At 71.9% G+C, this 16,648-nt stretch carries 15 protein-coding genes; 8 read left to right on the top strand and 7 right to left on the bottom strand.

The features are described 5' to 3' along the window. Positions 1–12: 12 nt before the first annotated feature. Complete coding sequence (locus WMF43_RS42020; protein WP_437673577.1) at positions 13–675, bottom strand: TetR/AcrR family transcriptional regulator; 663 nt, start codon at positions 673–675, stop codon at positions 13–15. A gap of 27 nt (positions 676–702) precedes the next feature. On the opposite strand from WMF43_RS42020, the gene WMF43_RS42015 reads away from it, so the two are divergent. After that, entirely contained in the window at positions 703–1,977 is a 1,275-nt protein-coding gene (locus tag WMF43_RS42015; RefSeq protein WP_437673575.1) for a carotenoid oxygenase family protein, read from the top strand. A 53-nt stretch (positions 1,978–2,030) separates the two neighbouring features. Here the strand turns inward: WMF43_RS42015 and WMF43_RS42010 are convergent, their stop codons facing one another. From WMF43_RS42010 to WMF43_RS42000, 3 genes are all read right to left on the bottom strand, one after another. Next, entirely contained in the window at positions 2,031–3,296 is a 1,266-nt protein-coding gene (locus WMF43_RS42010) for a carotenoid oxygenase family protein (RefSeq protein ID WP_437673573.1), read from the bottom strand. 601 nt (positions 3,297–3,897) lie between these two features. Further along, the gene (locus tag WMF43_RS42005) at positions 3,898–4,293 is read right to left on the bottom strand and encodes a type II toxin-antitoxin system VapC family toxin (RefSeq protein WP_437673571.1); all 396 of its coding nucleotides are present in this window, start codon (positions 4,291–4,293) and stop codon (positions 3,898–3,900) included. Continuing rightward, positions 4,290–4,529: a hypothetical protein gene (locus tag WMF43_RS42000; RefSeq protein WP_437673569.1), complete on the bottom strand. Its 240-nt coding sequence runs from the start codon at positions 4,527–4,529 to the stop codon at positions 4,290–4,292. The genes WMF43_RS42005 and WMF43_RS42000 overlap by 4 nt, the downstream gene beginning before the upstream one ends. A 360-nt stretch (positions 4,530–4,889) precedes the next feature. Between WMF43_RS42000 and WMF43_RS41995 the strand changes: the two genes are divergently transcribed. Next, positions 4,890–6,014, top strand: coding sequence for a Gfo/Idh/MocA family protein (locus WMF43_RS41995; protein ID WP_437673568.1), 1,125 nt, complete (start codon positions 4,890–4,892; stop codon positions 6,012–6,014). A 32-nt stretch (positions 6,015–6,046) separates the two neighbouring features. Here the strand turns inward: WMF43_RS41995 and WMF43_RS41990 are convergent, their stop codons facing one another. After that, positions 6,047–7,111, bottom strand: a complete 1,065-nt coding sequence (locus WMF43_RS41990; RefSeq protein WP_437673566.1) for an aldose epimerase family protein — start codon at positions 7,109–7,111, stop codon at positions 6,047–6,049. A gap of 677 nt (positions 7,112–7,788) precedes the next feature. On the opposite strand from WMF43_RS41990, the gene WMF43_RS41985 reads away from it, so the two are divergent. The 4 genes from WMF43_RS41985 (at position 7,789) to WMF43_RS41970 (ending at position 12,957) form a co-directional block, all read left to right on the top strand. Next, positions 7,789–9,024, top strand: a complete 1,236-nt coding sequence (locus WMF43_RS41985) for a metallophosphoesterase (RefSeq protein WP_437673564.1) — start codon at positions 7,789–7,791, stop codon at positions 9,022–9,024. 228 nt (positions 9,025–9,252) lie between these two features. Next, entirely contained in the window at positions 9,253–10,950 is a 1,698-nt protein-coding gene (locus tag WMF43_RS41980) for a serine/threonine-protein kinase (RefSeq protein WP_437673562.1), read from the top strand. Beyond that, positions 10,928–11,992, top strand: coding sequence for a PEGA domain-containing protein (locus WMF43_RS41975; RefSeq protein WP_437673561.1), 1,065 nt, complete (start codon positions 10,928–10,930; stop codon positions 11,990–11,992). The genes WMF43_RS41980 and WMF43_RS41975 overlap by 23 nt, the downstream gene beginning before the upstream one ends. Continuing rightward, on the top strand, positions 11,992–12,957 hold the full coding sequence (locus WMF43_RS41970) for a formylglycine-generating enzyme family protein (protein ID WP_437673559.1): 966 nt from the start codon (positions 11,992–11,994) through the stop codon (positions 12,955–12,957). The genes WMF43_RS41975 and WMF43_RS41970 overlap by 1 nt, the downstream gene beginning before the upstream one ends. A gap of 169 nt (positions 12,958–13,126) precedes the next feature. On the opposite strand, the gene WMF43_RS41965 is transcribed toward WMF43_RS41970, so the two are convergent. Next, positions 13,127–13,702, bottom strand: a complete 576-nt coding sequence (locus WMF43_RS41965) for a hypothetical protein (RefSeq protein ID WP_437673557.1) — start codon at positions 13,700–13,702, stop codon at positions 13,127–13,129. A 36-nt stretch (positions 13,703–13,738) separates the two neighbouring features. Then, the gene (locus tag WMF43_RS41960) at positions 13,739–14,134 is read right to left on the bottom strand and encodes a hypothetical protein (RefSeq protein ID WP_437673555.1); all 396 of its coding nucleotides are present in this window, start codon (positions 14,132–14,134) and stop codon (positions 13,739–13,741) included. 399 nt (positions 14,135–14,533) lie between these two features. Here WMF43_RS41960 and WMF43_RS41955 point away from each other — a divergent pair, with 399 nt between their 5' ends. Further along, on the top strand, positions 14,534–15,565 hold the full coding sequence (locus tag WMF43_RS41955) for a sensor histidine kinase (RefSeq protein WP_437673553.1): 1,032 nt from the start codon (positions 14,534–14,536) through the stop codon (positions 15,563–15,565). Further along, positions 15,562–16,359: a LytR/AlgR family response regulator transcription factor gene (locus WMF43_RS41950; RefSeq protein WP_437673551.1), complete on the top strand. Its 798-nt coding sequence runs from the start codon at positions 15,562–15,564 to the stop codon at positions 16,357–16,359. Before WMF43_RS41955 ends, WMF43_RS41950 begins: the two co-directional genes overlap by 4 nt. Positions 16,360–16,648 lie beyond the last annotated feature (289 nt).

The following is a 16,648-nucleotide window of genomic DNA, read 5'->3' as shown; positions in this document are numbered from 1 at the left end:
GAGGTCCAGCGATCAGCTGCTTCTCGTCTCCGCGCACGGCCGACGATCCGGACGCGGCAGCAGCCCCTCCATGACCAGCCCGCTGACGAGCCACGCGAGCTTCGCCGCCTCGACTGGCCGGTCGAACCGCCCGAGCTGCCCCTGCGTCAGGAGCACGGCGAGGCCATGCATGCTCGACCAGAGCACGAGGGCGAGCTGCATCGGATCGCCCTCGCGGAGCAGCCCCGCGGCTTGCCCCTCTGCGAGGGCGTCCATCGTCACCTGATGCCCCTCGGCGCGCGCCCGCAGGAGGTCCGGCGCGCTCTCGTTCACCGTGGCGTAGGGCGCATACATCACGCGGAACGCGGCGGGGCGCTCGACCGCGAAGAGGACGTACGCCTCCGCGACCGCGCGGAGCCGCGCGATCGGGTCCGCGCCGGCGGCGGCCACCCGCTGCGTCATGAGCGCCCCGAAGGCGCGGAAGCCTTCGACCGCGACGGCCGCGAGCAGCTCCTCCTTCGTCTCGAAGTGGCGGTACGGCGCGCGGGGGCTGACGCCGAGCTCGCGGCCGAGCGCGCGCAGGGACAGGTCCTCCACCCGCTGGTCCTCCAGCGCGCGCAGCGCTGCGTCGACGAGCGCCTGCCGGAGGTCGCCATGATGGTAGGTGCCGCGGCGTTTCTTCTTCGGGCTGGACATCTCATTCCTCGAGTATACAGTGCATACATGCCGAACGCGGACTCAGTCAGGGACACGTTACCGTTCCACCTGGCCGGCGCCTTCGCTCCCGTGCGCGAGGAGCGGACCGACCACGAGCTCGACGTGATCGGCGAGATTCCGGCCGATCTTTGCGGCACGTACGTGCGCAACGGGCCGAACCCCCGGACCGGCCGGTCGCCGGCGTGGTTCGCCGGGGAGGGGATGCTGCACGGCGTGCGCCTGGAGGGGGGCCGGGCGCGCTGGTACCGGAACCGCTGGATCGCCGGCGATTTCGCGCCGAACACGCACGTGGTCCGGCACGCCGGGCGGATCCTGGCGCTCGTGGAGACGTGGCTGCCGGTCGAGGTGACCGCGGAGCTCGAGACCGTCGGGCCGTACACGTTCGGCGGGGCGCTCGGCAGCTCGATGACGGCTCACCCGAAGATCTGCCCGCGCACCGGCGAGCTCCTCTTCTTTTCCCAGCGGCCCTCGCGCCCGCACCTCACGTACTACCGCGCAGACGCCTCCGGCCGCGTGGTCCACCGCGCCGCGCTCGACGTCCCGGCGGTGACGTTCATGCACGATTTCGCGATCACGGAGCGGTACGTCGTCTTCTGCGTGCTGCCGGTGCTCCTCGGCGACGTGGGATCTCCGGTGCCGATCCGGTGGGTCGACGATTTCCCTGCGCGCATCGGCGTGTTGCCCCGCGACGGCGGCAACGAGGACCTGCGGTGGTTCGACGTCGCGCCGTGCACGATCAGCCACACGGTCAACGCCTTCGAGGAGGGCGACGCGATCGTGCTCGACGCGGTGCGCGCGCCGCGGATCATGATGCCGCACGCGCTCCACCGGTTCACGTTCGACCTCCGCGCCGGCCGCGCCTCGGAGGCGGAGCTGGATCCGAGGTTCCTCGACTTCCCGCGGGTGCACCCGGCGGTCGTCGGCGCCCGCCATCGCCGCGCGTACACGATCGAGCTCTGCGACTTCGGCCCCGACGGCGGCTTCACGCGCACGGTCGCGCGCCAGCACGATCTCGAGACCGGCGCCGCGGTCGTCCACGAGTTCGGCGACGGGGTGATGCCCGGGGAGTGTGTCGTCGCCGCGCGGCCGGGGAGCGCCGCCGAGGACGACGCGTGGGTGATCCTGTTCGTCCACCGCCGCGACGGCTCCGCGGCCGAGCTCGTCATCCTGGACGCGTCGAGGTTCGCGTCGCCGCCCGTCGCGCGCGTGCGCCTCCCGTGCCACGTCCCGCTGGGGCTCCACGGCGAATGGCTCCCCGACGCGGGGGCGGCGCTGGCCTGAAGCGCGATCCGGGGCGGGAGCGCGCCCGAACGAGGGCCTGCTTCAGGGCTGGCTCAGCCGGGATCCGGGAACCAGTTTCCGTGGATCCCGTACGGAATGCGCCTGGGCAGCGCGACGGTGGCGAGCGCAGGGGCCGCGAAATCGGCGGCGTCGAGCACGACGAGGTCGCTCGTGTTCCGGTTGCGGTCGTAGACATAACAGATGGCATAGCCATCGTCCTCGTCGGAGCTCGGCGTCCTGGGGACGAAGATGCACTCCCCGCTGACGCGGCCTGGACCGAAATCGTGGACCGTACAACGGCCGGTCGTGACGTCGTACTTGCGGAGCACGCAGTCGGTCGGGATGCCGTTCACGATGTCGCAGAACTCGAGGGCGTACACGTACCGGTGCGCCGAGCCCGTGCGGCGGGCGTCGATGCGGGGGAACTCGACGTGCCGCGCGTCGAGCGGGGCTTCATGGACGACGCCCCGCTCGAGATCCAGCGTGTAGCGGAACAGCTGGGAGGGCCCGTCCAGATGGGGAGCGCGCACGACGTCGAGCACGATCGTCCCGCCTTCTTCGTACGCGTTGGCGGTGTGGACGATGGAGCAGGGCGCGATGGGGAACCAGCGCACCTCGTCGCCCCGGCCGTCGCGCGGCAAGACGCCGATGCGCGCGCCGTAGTCGTCGCTCCACTGGATCGGCACGGGAGTACGCCAGCCGTTGAACAACACGGGGAGGTCGAGCAAGAGGGCGTAACGCTTCGTGATCGCGAAGTCGTGCATGTAGGTGGGGCTCCCCACCTGGATCGGCTCCGACTGGACCAGCGCGCCGGACGCGTCGGCGCGGTAGTACGTGACGAACGGCGGCTGCAGGCTGTAGGCGAAGAAGAGCAGCTCTCCGGTCGAAGGGCAGATCTTCGGATGCGCGGTCATGCCGCGGGTCAAGCCGCCCGCGAAATCGAACGCGCCGAGGGTCTCCAGCTCGTCGCTGACGGCGACGGGGAGGGCCGTCTCGACCAGGGCCAGCATCTTGCCGGCGTGGCGAACGATGTTGGTGTTCGACGACGTCGGCGCGTCGACCCAGCGGTTTCTGTACCAGCGGGCCCGACCGCGCTCGAGGCGGACGCCGTGCAACATACCGTGGCCGAGGAACCAGGTGGGCGTCGGGCCGTTCCTTGGATTGGGCCCATTGCGCACGTAAGTGCCTGTCAGCTCCGGCGGCAGCGTCCCCGTCACGTCGAGGTCGTGCACGATGAGCTCGTCGAGCACCGGGGCGAAGTTGCCGGTCAGATGGAACGGGAGCGGCTCGGGCGATGCCGCGGATGTCGTGGTGGTCATGGAGGCAACCTCTGGGTTCAAGCGTTGACGTTGAGTCCGGAGCCATCGACTGCGCAGGCGAGGAGAACGCGATCGCCCGGGCTGGCGGGCGAGCCGGAGGCCGCGCGCAATGGCTCCTTCACCGCGGGACACAACGCGATGTCCAGCGGCGTGACGTGCGGCGCGATTGCAGCGCGCGCACGGCGAACCTCCCTGACGGCGAGCCCCGGCCCTGCGTGGCAGGGAGAGCGCCCGCAGCCGCCCGAGGGCGGCCACGTCGGCGGCCTGCACGCCGTGCGTGGAGGATGTCGGCGCGGATCTTCAGTTCACGAACAGGGTCCGTTCATGGCGCTCCCCTCGTCGTGGCCGTACCCGCTCCCCTCGGCCGGAGGAAATCGCAATGAGACACCAGCGTTCGTCGTGCGTGCAGGGTGAAAGCTTCTTCTCGGCGGGATGGGCGCCCCTGCGCACCCGAGGCCGATGGTAGCAGCTGCGAGGCGGGGCGCAACCCGGCGGGACGCACGAGCTTCGGCGCCGGCTGGGCGGCGGTCTTGGCTCCCGACGCCGCGGTTGGTCCTTCCACCCGACCCGCGCGATGCCGACCTACGTCGGCGATCGCCCCTTATGTGTCTGCCCAGATCACGCGGCAATCGTATGCCGCCATGAGCCGATCGGCGGTGACCAGGTGGATGTCCTCGACCTGCGCCTGCGCGATCAGGATTCTGTCAAAGGGATCCCTGTGATGCAGGGGAAGCACGGCGACCTGGAGGGCGTGTCGTTGCTCGATGGGCAGAGAGAGGTGGCCGAGGGCAGCCATGCGTGGAGGGATGTACTCGGCCGGCGGCGTGGGGAGCGAGAGCTTTCCGAGCGCATGTTTGATAACAATCTCCCACGCCGTCGCTGCGGAGACGTAGACGTCGTTGTCCTCCGCGACGAGCGTCTCCACCACGTCGCTCCGGATCCTCTCGGGCTCGGCGACGAGCCAGAGCCAGCAGTGAGTATCGAGGAGCAGCTTCATGTCTCACCGTCGAACGCCCGCTGCAGGTCCTCCGGTAGCGGCGCGTCGAAGTCATCGGCGATCTGGACCTTGCCGCGGTCCATGCCAAGCGCCGCGCGTCTGTCGGGCGGCGCGGCCTTCGGCTGGGAGGTGATGAGGACGATCACCTCTGCCGGACCTTCTGGAAGATCGGCAGGGAGCTGTAGCTCGACGCGGTGATCTGCGGGGATGACGATGGCGATCTTCGCGGCCTGCATGATACGTCCTCCTGCTCGCTCGCGGGCTCTGTCAGTCTAGCGACAACACTCCCCTGCGTCACCGAGTTACGCCCTCGGCGGGCCGGAGCTCTTCCCGGTGCCCGGCTCCCGGTCCGGTGTCGCGCTCATTCCCCCGGCCGTGCCGAACTTCGCGCGCAAGTCCATCCTGGCCACGCGGATCCGGAGACTCTGGAATGGCGGCGGTGAGCGCGACGCGAGGAGGCGGACCGGAGACGGCCGCCTCGTCGTGGGATGTACGATGGCGCCGCCTCACCCGGCGCGGCGGCGAGCTGCCGGTTGACGCGCGGCTCCGCCTCTTGAGACATTCCTCGCGCGCGGGGGACCTGCGCGCGGAGGTGTATGGACAGGGCAACAGAAAACGAGAGCAAGAAGATCCGCTACGCCGTCATCGGCCTCGGCAACATCGCGCAGGTCGCGGTCCTGCCGGCGTTCGCGAACGCCGCCGAGAACTCGGAGCTCGTCGCCCTCGTCTCCGGCAGCCGCGAGAAGCTCCAGGTGCTCGGCGAGCGCTACGGCGTCGCGGAGCGAGGCGGCTACGGCGATCTCGAGGCCATCCTGGAGCGCGCGCGGGTCGACGCCGTGTACATCGCCCTGCCCAACACCATGCACCGCGAGTTCACCGAGCGCGCCGCGCGCGCGGGCGTGCACGTGCTCTGCGAGAAGCCGCTCGCCATGACGGAGGAGGACTGCGCGGCGATGATCCAGGCCACCCGGCGCGCCGGCGTGAAGCTGATGACCGCCTATCGGCTCCACCTGGAGGAGGCGAACCTCAGCGCCGTCGAGATCGTCCGCTCTGGCGCGCTCGGCCAGGCCCGGGCCTTCACCTCGTCTTTCTCGCACACGGTGCGCCCCGGCGACATCCGCACGAAGAGGGAGCTCGGCGGAGGGGCGCTCTTCGATCTCGGCATCTACTGCGTCAACGCCGCCCGCTACCTCTTCCGGGAGGAGCCGATCGAGGTGTTCGGCACCTGCCAGCAGTCCGATGACAAGCGCGCCCAGGGCGTCGACGAGTCCACCTCGGCCACCCTGCGTTTTCCGAGCGGCGCCGTCGCCCAGTTCACCGCGAGCCAGGGGCTGGCGCCCGGGGGCTGGTACCACGTCACGGGCACCAAGGGCGATCTCCGCGTCGAAGACGCCTACTTTTTCCCGGGTCCGCTCAAGCACCGGCTCACGATCGGCGGCAAGACGACGGAGCAGACCTTCGAGAAGCGCGACCAGTTCGCGGCCGCGCTCGTCTACTTCTCGCGCTGCATCCTGGAGGACACCGAGCCAGTGCCGTCCGGCGTCGAGGGGCTCGCGGACGTCCGGGTGATGGAGGCCATCCTGCGCTCTGCCGCGAGCGGCAAGGCCGAGGCGCTGCCGCCTTTCGAGCGGGAGCGCCGGCCCGATCTGAGCCTGAGGATCAACAAGCCTGCCCTCGGGATCCCGGCGCCCGAGCTCGTGCCTCCCCGCCCCGAGGGCTGACCGCGCGGCCGTCCTCGACCGGACCGGCCAGCCTACTCGGTCGTGAACCGGTAGACGACCGTCTGCGTGTAGCGCTGGCCGGGCTTCAGGATGACCTCATCCTTCCAGGCCGGGACGTTGATCGAGTTCGGGAACTTCTGCGGCTCGAGGCAGAAGCCGCCATACTGGTCGTAGACGGCGCCGCCCTTGCCCTTGATCGACCCGTCGAGGAAATTCCCGGTATAGAACTGGACCCCGGGCTGATCGGCCTCGACCGTCAGCACCCGGCCGGTCTTCGGATCCTTCGCGCGAGCCACCTCACGCAGCTTGTGCGGGTCGCCGTTGACGACCAAGTTGTGATCGTATCCGACCGGCTTGCCGCCCACGGCCTTCAGGTCCTTGCCGATCGGCTTGGCCGCGGTGAAGTCGAGCGGTGTCCCCTTCACCGGCTTGACCTGGCCCGAGGGGACGAGGGTGGCGTCCGACGGGGTGTAGCTGTCGGCGTGCAACGTCAGCTCCTGCTCGGCGACGGAGCCCGAGCCCTGTCCCGCCAGGTTCCAGTAGCTGTGGTGGGCCATGTTGACGATCGTGGTCTTGTCGGTCGTGGCCGACATCTCGACCTTGAGCTCGTTCTTGTTGGTGAGCGTGTAGGTCGTGGTCGCGGTGACCGTGCCGGGGTATCCCTCTTCCCCGTCCTTCGAGACGTACGTGAGCTTGATGGACGGGCCGTCCGGCGTCTCGCTCGCCTCCGCGTCCCAGACGACCTTGTCCCAGCCCTTCTTGCCGCCGTGCAAGGCGTGGGCGCCGTTGTTCGCGGTGAGCTTGTAGGTCTTGCCCTCGAGCTGGAACTGCGCGTTCTTGATGCGGTTGGCCACGCGGCCGACCGTCGACCCGAAGTACGGGCTGTTCTTCAGGTACCCGTCGAGGTTGTCGTAGCCGAGGACGACGTCGGCGGTCTTTCCGGCCTTGTCGGGGACGTGGAGCTCGGTCACCGTCGCGCCGTAGGTCATCACCTTCGCGACCAGGCCGTTCGCGTTCGTGAGCGTGTAGAGGACGACCTCTTTGCCATCGGCGTTGCCGAACGGCGCCTTGGAGACGGGAGCGGGCTTTGTGTTCATCGCTTCACCACCTGTGGGCTCGGGTTTGGCGGCCGAGGCCGCGGGCTGCGTGTCCGTCGCGGGAGCTCCCGCCGTCGCTGCCGGCGGCTCTGCCGCAGGAGGTGCGTCGACCGCCCTCGCGCCGCCGCAGGCTCCCGCGAGCCACGCCGCCACCGTGAAACCGAACCACGATCTCATCCGGCCTGTCGCCATGATGTTCCCTCCTCCAGATTGCCATCGTTACGATGGTGAGACGCTCCCTACCACGTCGCTGGTGATGCGACCTACGCAAAACCGCCGGAGGCGTGGTGAAGGGGGCACCTGGTCAGCGCAGAGGGCGCCGGCTCGGCGCGAGCTGAAGACGTCCTTCGCGGATCCAGCGACTCCGACTCCGAGCCTGGCGCGACCCACGGGCTCTCGCGCTCGAGCCACGCGGCGAACGTCCGCGCCTCGGCGACGAGGTCGGGGCGCGGCGGCCGTGGGACCCGCCCAGCCCTCGGGTACGGCGCGACCGCCGCGGGGCGGCTCCGCGCGCGGCGCTCGGTCCGTCGGCCGAGCCCCCCGGGGCGCGATGCGGGGCGGGGCGCGGCGATCGCACCGGCTGGCAGGCTCCCGTGGCCCATGGCAGGAAGCAGAGGGCATCGCGGCCGCTCGAGCGCAGCGCGCAGCTCGGGCTCGACGTTCTATCTAGGAGCACCTTGGAGTCTCATTGGTTCACCTTCACCTTCGTGTTCCGGGCGGCCTCCGCGCTCGGCTGGATCGCCGTCGTCGCCGCGGCGCGGGCCCGTCGCGGCCCGCTGTACGCGAAGTTCATCGGCGTGCTCCTCGGCCTGCACACGCTGATCGCGTGCGCGCTCGTCGGCCACGTCGCGCCGTTCGCGCCGGCCTTCGTGTACCTCCAGGGCGCGGCGGCCTTGCACTTTTTCATGCTGTCGCGGCCGCGCATGCGCCCCCTGGCCTACCGGGCGCTGGTGAGCCTCCCGGCGTCCTACTTCGTGGCGGCGACGTTCCTCTCGCTTCCCTGGGCCATCGCGGCCGGGCTCGGGGCGACGCCGTACGGCCTCTGGGTCCCCTTCGCGCTCGCGGCCGTCGGGATCTTCCAGTCGCTGACCTTGCGCCGCGAGGAGGTCGATATCCTCGTCGACCGCGCCCCGGTGGAGGGGCTCGTCCGCCACGGCGCGCGCCGGCGCGGCCCGGGGGAGGGGGCAGGCCCTCGCCCGCTCCGCATTGTCCAGATCACCGATCCGCACATCGGCCCGTTCATGCCCGTCGCGCGGCTGCGCGGCATCTGCGCGCGCGCGGTCGAGCGCGATCCCGATCTCGTCGTGCTCACCGGCGACTTCCTCACCATGGAGTCGCAGGACACGGCGGATCACCTGGCCGAGGCGTTGTCCCCGCTCCGCGCCCTGGAGGGCCGCGTGTTCGCCTGTCCCGGCAACCATGATCACGAGTCGCCGGCCCACGTCGCGACCGCGCTCGCCCGGGTCGGCGCGCGCCTGCTGGTCGACGACGCGGCGCTCGTCGAGACCGGCGCGGGCCCGGTCCAGATCGTCGGCATGGACTACCATTATCGCGACCGGAAGGCGCGGATGGACGCCGTCTGCGCGCGGCACCCGCGCGTCCCGGGCGCGCTGCGGCTCGTCCTGCTGCACAACCCGGGCGCGTTCCGCGATCTCGGCGAAGGAGAGGGCGATCTCGTGCTCTCGGGCCACACCCACGGCGGGCAGATCGGGCTCGTCAGCCTCGGCCTCCCGTGGACGATCCTCCGGCTCTTCGTGAAGATGCCTGATCACGGCCTGTGGGCCCGCGGCCGCGATCGGCTGTACGTTCACCGCGGAACAGGCCACTACGGTTTTCCGCTCCGCCTCGGCGTGCCCGCGGAGGAGAGCGTGCTCAAGGTGCACGTCGCCGCGGGGGGCGCGCCGTATCGCTGAGGGGCGAAGGGCGTCGCGCGGCGCGAGGAGCACGCGCGGCGCGAGGAACACGCACGCGGCGCGAGGAACACGCGCGGCGCGAGGAACACGCACGCGGCGCGCGCGCTGGGCGTCGTGCGCTGCCATCGTGTTGCCACGGAGAGCGCCTCGCCGCGCCGCCCGCGTGTCCCCTGATCGAGCGGCCGCACGCGGGTGGACCGCGCGCGGCGCCTCCACTATGATCGCCGGGTGTCCGGGATCGCGCCAGGCATCGTCATTGCAGGCCGTTACCGCGTCGAGCGCGAGCTGGCGCGGGGCGCCATGGGGACCGTGTGGGTCGGACGGCACCTGCAGCTCGATGTGGATATCGCGATCAAGCTCATGGCGCCGGAGTACGCCGCCTCCGCCGAGCTGCGCGCGCGCTTCGAGCGCGAGGCGCGGGCCGCGGCGATGCTCAAGAGCGCGCACGCGGTGCACATCTACGATTACGGGATCGAGGGCGACGCGCCCTACATCGTGATGGAGCTCCTCGAGGGCGAGGACCTCTCGGCGCGCCTCGCGCGCGAAGGGCGCCTCACGCTGCTGGCCACGCTGAACATCGTCGAGCAGGTCGGCAGGGCGCTGCGCCGGGCGCACGAGCTCGGCCTCGTCCACCGCGATCTCAAGCCCGGCAACATCTTCCTCGCCCTCCAGGACGGCGAGCAGATCGCCAAGGTCGTCGATTTCGGGATCGCGAAGGCCGTGGGTCCGGTCATGAGCGTCCAGGCGACACGTCCGGGCGCGCTGCTCGGGTCGCCGAGCTACATGAGCCCGGAGCAGGTGCGGAGCAGCAGCCGGGTCGATCACCGCTCGGATCTCTGGTCGCTCGGCGTGATTGCTTACCAGTGTGTCACCGGCCAGCTCCCGTTCCCGAGCGGGGAGCTCGGCGACGTGCTCGTCGAGATCTGCACGGCGCCGATCCCGCTCGCCTCGCAGCTCTTGCCCGGCCTCGGCCCCGAGGTCGACGCCTTCTTCCAGCGGGCGCTCATGCGCGACCCAGCGCAGCGGTTCCAGAGCGCGACCGAGCTCGTCGAGGCCTTCGCGGGGCTGCCCGGTGCGCGCGGGCCTGCCCGCTCCCTGTCGGCGCCCGACGCGCAGGAGGCGGCCGCCGCGGCGCTGGGGATGGCCGCGGCGCTGGCATCGACGGCCAACGCGCGGGCGCCTTCGGGAGGCGGGCAGGGGGTGGCGCCGGGCGTGCAGGCGCCGTCTCCGGGCGTGCAGGCGCCGGCTGTACAGGCGTCGGCTCCGGCCGCGCAGGCGCAGGCGCCGGTCGCGCAGGCGCAGGCGCCGGCCGTACAGGCGCCGAGTGCACACGTGCCGTCTCCGGTCGCGCAGGCGCAGGCGCCGGTCGCGCAGGCGCAGGCGCCGGTCGCGCAGGCGCAGGCGCCGGCCGTACAGCCGACGATGCCCGCCGCGCAGGCGACGGTGCTCGCCCTGGGCCCGCTGCACCCGCCCGGCTCAGGCACGCTCTCGCCCTCGTCGCAGACGCAGCCCGACCTGCGGCCGCCGAGGGGGCGAGGGCGCGCGGGGCTCGCGGCCGGGGCGGCGATTGGCGCCGCGGCGCTGGCCATCGGTGGGCTCCTGCTCTGGCGCTTCGCGCCCGCGAGCGCCCCGGACGAGGCCGCACCCGCAGCGCCGGCGGCGAGCGTCGCTGGAGAGGCGCCGGGCGTCGCGTCCGCACGAGCGGTCCCCGCGGACCCAGCGGCGGACCGCAACGCCGCTCCAGCGCCCCCTGAGGCGCCTGCCGCGAGCGCGTCGGCGGGCGCTGTGCCCGGGAGCGCGTCCGCGTCCCCGGCGGCGCCGAGCGCGTCGGGCGGCCCGGCGGCGCCGACCAAGCCGCGATCTCCAGGGAAGCCCGAAGGGCGCCCCCCTGCAAACAACAGCGATGATCTGCTCAACCACATGTGACACCCGCCGCAGTCGCGGCCTCGCGCCGGGCGTACGTTTTCTCATCAGGTTCACGTGCGCCGCGGCGCTCGGGCTCGTCGGCTCGGCGGCGCACGCGCAGCAGCCCGCCGGCGCTCAGCCCGCGCGTGATCCCGTGGCCGCAGAGGCGCTCTTCAAGGCCGCGCGCGTGCTGGTCGAGAAGGGCGATGACGCGGCGGGGTGCCCGAAGTTCGAGGCGAGCCTCGCGCTGAACCCCTCTGCGAGCACCATGCTCAACATTGCCCGGTGCCACGAGCGCGCAGGCAAGCTCGCGACGGCCTGGCAGGACTACCACCGGGCCCTCACGCTGAACCGCGAGACGGCGGGGGAGCAGCGGCGGCGGGGCCTCGAGGAGCTCGCGCAGAAGGGGATCGCCGCGCTCGAGCCGCGCCTGCCGAAGCTCCGCGTCGTGGTGAGCGGCGCCCCCGCCGGCCTCGAGGTGCAGCGCGACGGCGCGATGCTCCCGGCGGCCGCGCTGGGCGAGCCGCTGCCGGCGGACCCGGGCGCGCACGAGATCCGCGCGAGCGCCCCCGGACACCAGGCGGAGACCCGCTCGGTTGCGCTCGCGGAGGGCGAGACGGTCACGGTCGAGCTCACGCTGCGCCCCGTCGCCGCGGGCAGCCCCGACAAGGCCGAGGCGAAGGTGCAGGGCGCGACGGGCGGGGGCGTCCCGACCTGGGCCTGGATCTCGGGCGCGGCGGGCATCGCCCTCAGCGGCGCGTCGATCGGGTTCCTGATCGACGACCTGTCCGCGATCGGCGCGCTGCGGGAGAACTGCCGCGAGGTCCGGGGCGGGACCTACTGCGAACCCGGCTATGACGTCGCGGCCGACAACGCGCGGAAGAACCGCGATTTCGCCCTCTTCGTCGGCCTCGGCGGCGCCGGCCTCGTCGCGATCGGGGCGGCGGTGGTCGGGATCGCGCGGTCGGGCAGGGAGCAGGATCCTGCGCCCGCGCCGTCGGCCGTCGCGCTCCCCTGGATCGCGCCCTCGGGCGCCGGCGCCACCCTCGTCGGGAGCTTCTGATGCGCACAGGTCATCGAACGCGGAGCTGTCTCCTCGGTTCCCTCGCCGCGGTCGCGCTCTCGCAGGCCGCCGGGGGCGCGTGTATCCCCGACGTGGAGCCGAACGTCTTCGTGCTGCCGCGCTGCGAGCAGGTCGCGCCCGCCTGCGGCCCGGAGGCCGACGAGAGCTGCTGCGCCGCGGGCGAGGTGAAGGGCGGCCAGTTCAACCGCACGGACGACCGCATCCCCGACGCCGTGTATCCGGCCACGGTGGCCGACTTCCACCTCGATCGTTTCGAGGTGACGGTGGGCCGGTTCCGGCGGTTCGTCGAGGGATATCCGGCGACGCGGCCGGCCGCAGGCGCCGGCGCGCACCCGCTCATCGAGGGCAGCGGCTGGGACCCGGCGTGGGATTCGCGCTTGCCCGCGGGACAGGACGAGCTGCGGGCCGTGCTGCAATGCGACGCCAACTTTCGCACGTGGACCGACGAGCCCACGGGCAACGAGGAGGCGCCGATCAACTGCGTGAGCTGGTATGTCGCGTTCGCCTTCTGCGCCTGGGACGAGGGCCGGCTGCCCACGGAGGCGGAGTGGACCTACGCCGCCGTCGGCGGCAACCAGCACCTCGCGTACCCGTGGGGAGGGGACGCCCCGAGCGACGCGCTGGCCGTGTACGGTTGCCCGACCGAACAGACGGTGTGCCCGGTCCCGCACGTCGGGTCGAAGTCCCCGGCGGGCGACGGGGAATGGGGGCAGGCCGATCTGGCGGGCAGCTTGTTCGAGTGGGTCCTCGACTACCACGCGGAGCTGGATCCGAACGCGCGCTGCATCAACTGCGCGCAGCTGAGCGACGGAGGCTTCGGCAGGGAGGCCCGCGGCGGCGCCTTTTCCCACGATGAGGTGCCGCTCAGCCCGGCGTACCGTCTCGGCGAGCCGCCGGAGAACGCCAACTCCTTCTATGGCATCCGCTGCGCGCGCGACGAGTAGCGGACCGGCGCCGGGCGGGTTCGAGCGGCGCCGGCTTGAATCCGCCTGAAGCGAGCAGAATTCAGAACCGCCGAGGCGCCAAGGACGCCAAGATACTGTCTTCTTCTTGGCGTCCTTGGCGTCCTTGGCGTCCTTGGCGCCTTGACATGGCCCGAGGCGGCTCCCCTCGTCAGTAGTCGCTTGCGTTCTCGCTCGCCAGCTGCCGCGCGGCCTCCTCCCAGGCCACGTCCTCCTCGTTCCCCTCCCACGAGATCGTGTTGCTCGTGCCGCGGCTGAGCTCGGATGTGTGGCTCATGGCCTCCACGTGAGCGGGGCCCATGACGAAGGCGAGCATGTCTTCTTCGCTCTCCCACACGCTGAGCGTGCGCAGCGTCGAGCAGGCCGTGGACCGGCCGGCCATCATCGCCACCGTGCCCTTGGCCGTCATGACCGCCTCGATCACGGGCCCCGAGACCTCCATCGCCGCTCCGTGATCCAGCTCGGGCTTCAGCGCGAGGTAGGTCGACGCGATGACGTAGCTGCCGGCGCGGACCTGCTTCGTCTGGGGGTCGACGCCGGGCCCCGACGGCTCGAGGGCCTCGAAGAAATCCGACTCGATCTTGCCTTTCTCGCAACCGCTGAGCGGCGAGCTCGATCCGTCGGCCGGCGGATCCTCCGCTCCGCCGCTCGAGCAGCCGAGAGAGGCCGCTCCGGCGACGCAGATGAACACCGACGCGACACCCCGAAACAACAGCGCATTTTTCATCGTAAAGCTCCTCTGTTCCTGGAACCTCAGGTGACATCACAGCGGTCGCACGACCGCGAAATACAGGTCGTCGAACGATCGGCCGAGCCTCTTCGAGTCGAAGTGATCCGCGAACCCCATCGCGGTGACGCGCACCCTGTCCGCGGAGGCGCGCGCGCCCTTCGAGGACGCCAGGGTGACGGCCCAGGAGCGCGCCCCGCCGGGCCTCTCGATCTGGAGGTACGTGTAGGCCCCCGCGTTCAGCCGCTCGACCACGCGGCCCTCGAAGCTCGTTTGCGCCTCGCTCGGCAGCGCGAAGCGCGAAAGGGGCCCCATGGCCCGTGACGCGAGGGCCTCCGAGGCGTCGGGGAAGCGCGCGCCGATGCCGAAGAGCAGCCCGAAGGCCGCCGCGATCAGCGCGGCGAGGAACCATCGGTGTCGTCGATGTCTCATGACCACGTCTCCTCTCTCTCTCTCGCACCAGGCGGCGCGGCACGTGCGACCCATCGTGCGTTCGCCGCCGCGGCGCAGCCCGCGCCCGCCGACGGCCGCGCGGCGATGGGCGATGAACGGAGACGGCAGGCGAGCCGCCGGCCTCCTGGCTCCCCCGGCGGCGGGCAAAAGCCGCCCGCGCCGCGCCTGCGACCGTTCATCGCGCCGCGCCGCCGTTCATGCGGCGCGGGCGACCGCTCGTCGCGCCGCGCCGCCGCCCGCGCCGCGCCTGCGACCGCTCATCGCGCCGCGCGCCGCGCGCCGCGTCCGCGCGCGGCGGCGTGCTAGCCTGTTCGCGCCGTGCTCTCCCCCAGCAGCGAACCCTCCCGGCCGTGCCCCGTGCTCATCCCATGGTCGGCCTTGTGGTTCGGAGCGGCGGCGCCGGCCGGGATCCTCCTGCTCTTGCGCCCCGACCTCGCGCGCTGGGACGATCCGACCTTCGATGTCGCGACCGTGCTGCGCAAGCTGGCCGGGACCGCGCTCTACACCAACGTGATCACGGTGGCGCTGGCCGCGACCTACAACCTCGGCCTCGCGCGGCTCCCGCTCGACCGGCTCGCCCGGCCCCTCCGACGCTTCCTCTACGTGGCGACGGTCCCCGCGGTGGTCATCCCCTGCACGCTCCTGAGCGTGCCTCTCTTGAACGCCATTCACTGCGACGTGGGCGGCGTGCCTTTCCGCCTCGCCATCCAGGGCATCCTGCTCAGTTATCTGTGGCTCGGCGGCTTCGCCACCTACGATCGCCTCCTGGCGCGCATCCGGAAGGAGCGGGACCTCGCCCACGAGGAGCGCCTCGCGGCGCAGGACGCCCGCCTGCGCCTCCTGCAGGCGCGGACCAACCCTCATTTTCTTTACAACAGCCTGAACAGCGTCATGAGCCTCATCCCCACCGATCCCGAGCTCGCGGAGGAGATGCTCGGGCGGCTGGCCGCGCTGTTCCGCTACGCGCTCGAGTCCTCGACGCGGCACGCGGTCCCCCTCGGCGACGAGATCGCGTGCGCGAAGGATTACCTCGGCATCGAGACGATCCGGTTTCGCGAGCGATTGCGGTTCTGCGTCGACCTCGATCCATCGCTGCGGGCCATCGAGGTGCCGCCGATGCTGCTTCAACCGCTCGTGGAGAACGCCGTCAAGCACGGGATCGGCGGCCGGGTGCGCGGCGGATCGGTGACCGTGCGCGCCGAGCTCGCCGGCGGCGATCTGCTGCTGTCCGTCCTCGACGACGGCCCCGGCCCGACGCCCGCGATCCGGCCTGGTACCGGCACGAGCCTCGCCGATCTGCGCGAGCGGCTGCGCCTGCTCTACGGAGGGGACGGCAGGCTCGTCGCGGAGGCTGCCCCCGGAGGCGGGTTCGTCGCGCAGCTCCGGCTGCCCGTGGTGCGGCCGTCATGACCGCGCTGCGCCCCCTGCGCGTCATCGTGGTCGACGACGAGGCGCTCGCGCGGGCGCGGCTCATCCGCATGCTCGGCCGCGTCGGGAACGTCGAGGTCGTGGCGGAGGCGGCCACGGGGATCGAGGCGCTCGAGCGGATGCGGGCGCTGCGCCCCGATCTGCTGCTGCTCGACGTGGAGATGCCGGGCATGGATGGCTTCGGCGTGGCGGATGCGGTCGACGTCGCCGACGCGCCGCTCGTGGTCTTCACGACGGCGCACGCGCAGCACGCCGCGCTGGCCTTCGACGCGGACGCGGTCGACTACCTGCTGAAGCCCGTGGCGCAAGAGCGCCTCGCGCGGGCCCTCGACAAGGTCGCGCACCGCCTGCTCGCGCGCGAGCGCGCGGGCGCGGGCCCGACCGAAGACGACGGCGGCGCTCCGCGCGCGCGACCGCACGTCGTCGCCGGTCGAGAGGCCGGCGGCGCGCCGCCGCTGCTCTGCGTCCACGACGCCGGGAGGATCCGCTTCTTCGATCCACGCCGGATCACCCGCTTCCACGCCGAGGACAAGTACACGACGTTCGCGCTCGACGGCGAGGAGCACCTCGTGCGCGAGAGCCTGAACGCGCTGGAGGAGCGCCTGTCGGGGCTCGGCTTCCTCCGCGTGCATCGCTCCGAGCTCGTCCGCGTGGACGCGATCCGGGCGCTCGAGCCGGAGCCCGGCGGCGCCGTCCTGCAGCTGTCCGATGGACAGAGCGTCTCGGTGAGCCGCCGGTTCCTGCCCTCGTTGAAGCAGGCGCTGGGGATCCGGTAGCGAGCGGGAGGCGGCGCTGGAGGCGCGCGGCTCCTCGATGTGTGTGGACGCAGCCCGGCACGATATCGGGAGCGATAGCCCGCAGCCCGCGCTGCCCGAGGGCCGGGCAGCTTCGGCCAAGAGGCTGCGGGGCGCGGTAGCGGGTCGAGGATGGCCTCCAGGGCGGAGACGACCTCCGGGTGCGCGTACTGCCTGGAGCCCGGCCGCTTCTTTGGGTCCTTCGCGCGCTGCTCCAGGAACGCGGCGCGCCAGCGGTCTTTGTTCCTCGCAAGCACATCGGGTTCCGGCA

Source organism: Sorangium sp. So ce131, assembly GCF_051519095.1.
Lineage (GTDB): Bacteria > Myxococcota_A > Polyangia > Polyangiales > Polyangiaceae > Sorangium.
Note: the sequence above shows the minus strand (reverse complement) of the source record. Positions and strands in the feature narration are given on the sequence as shown.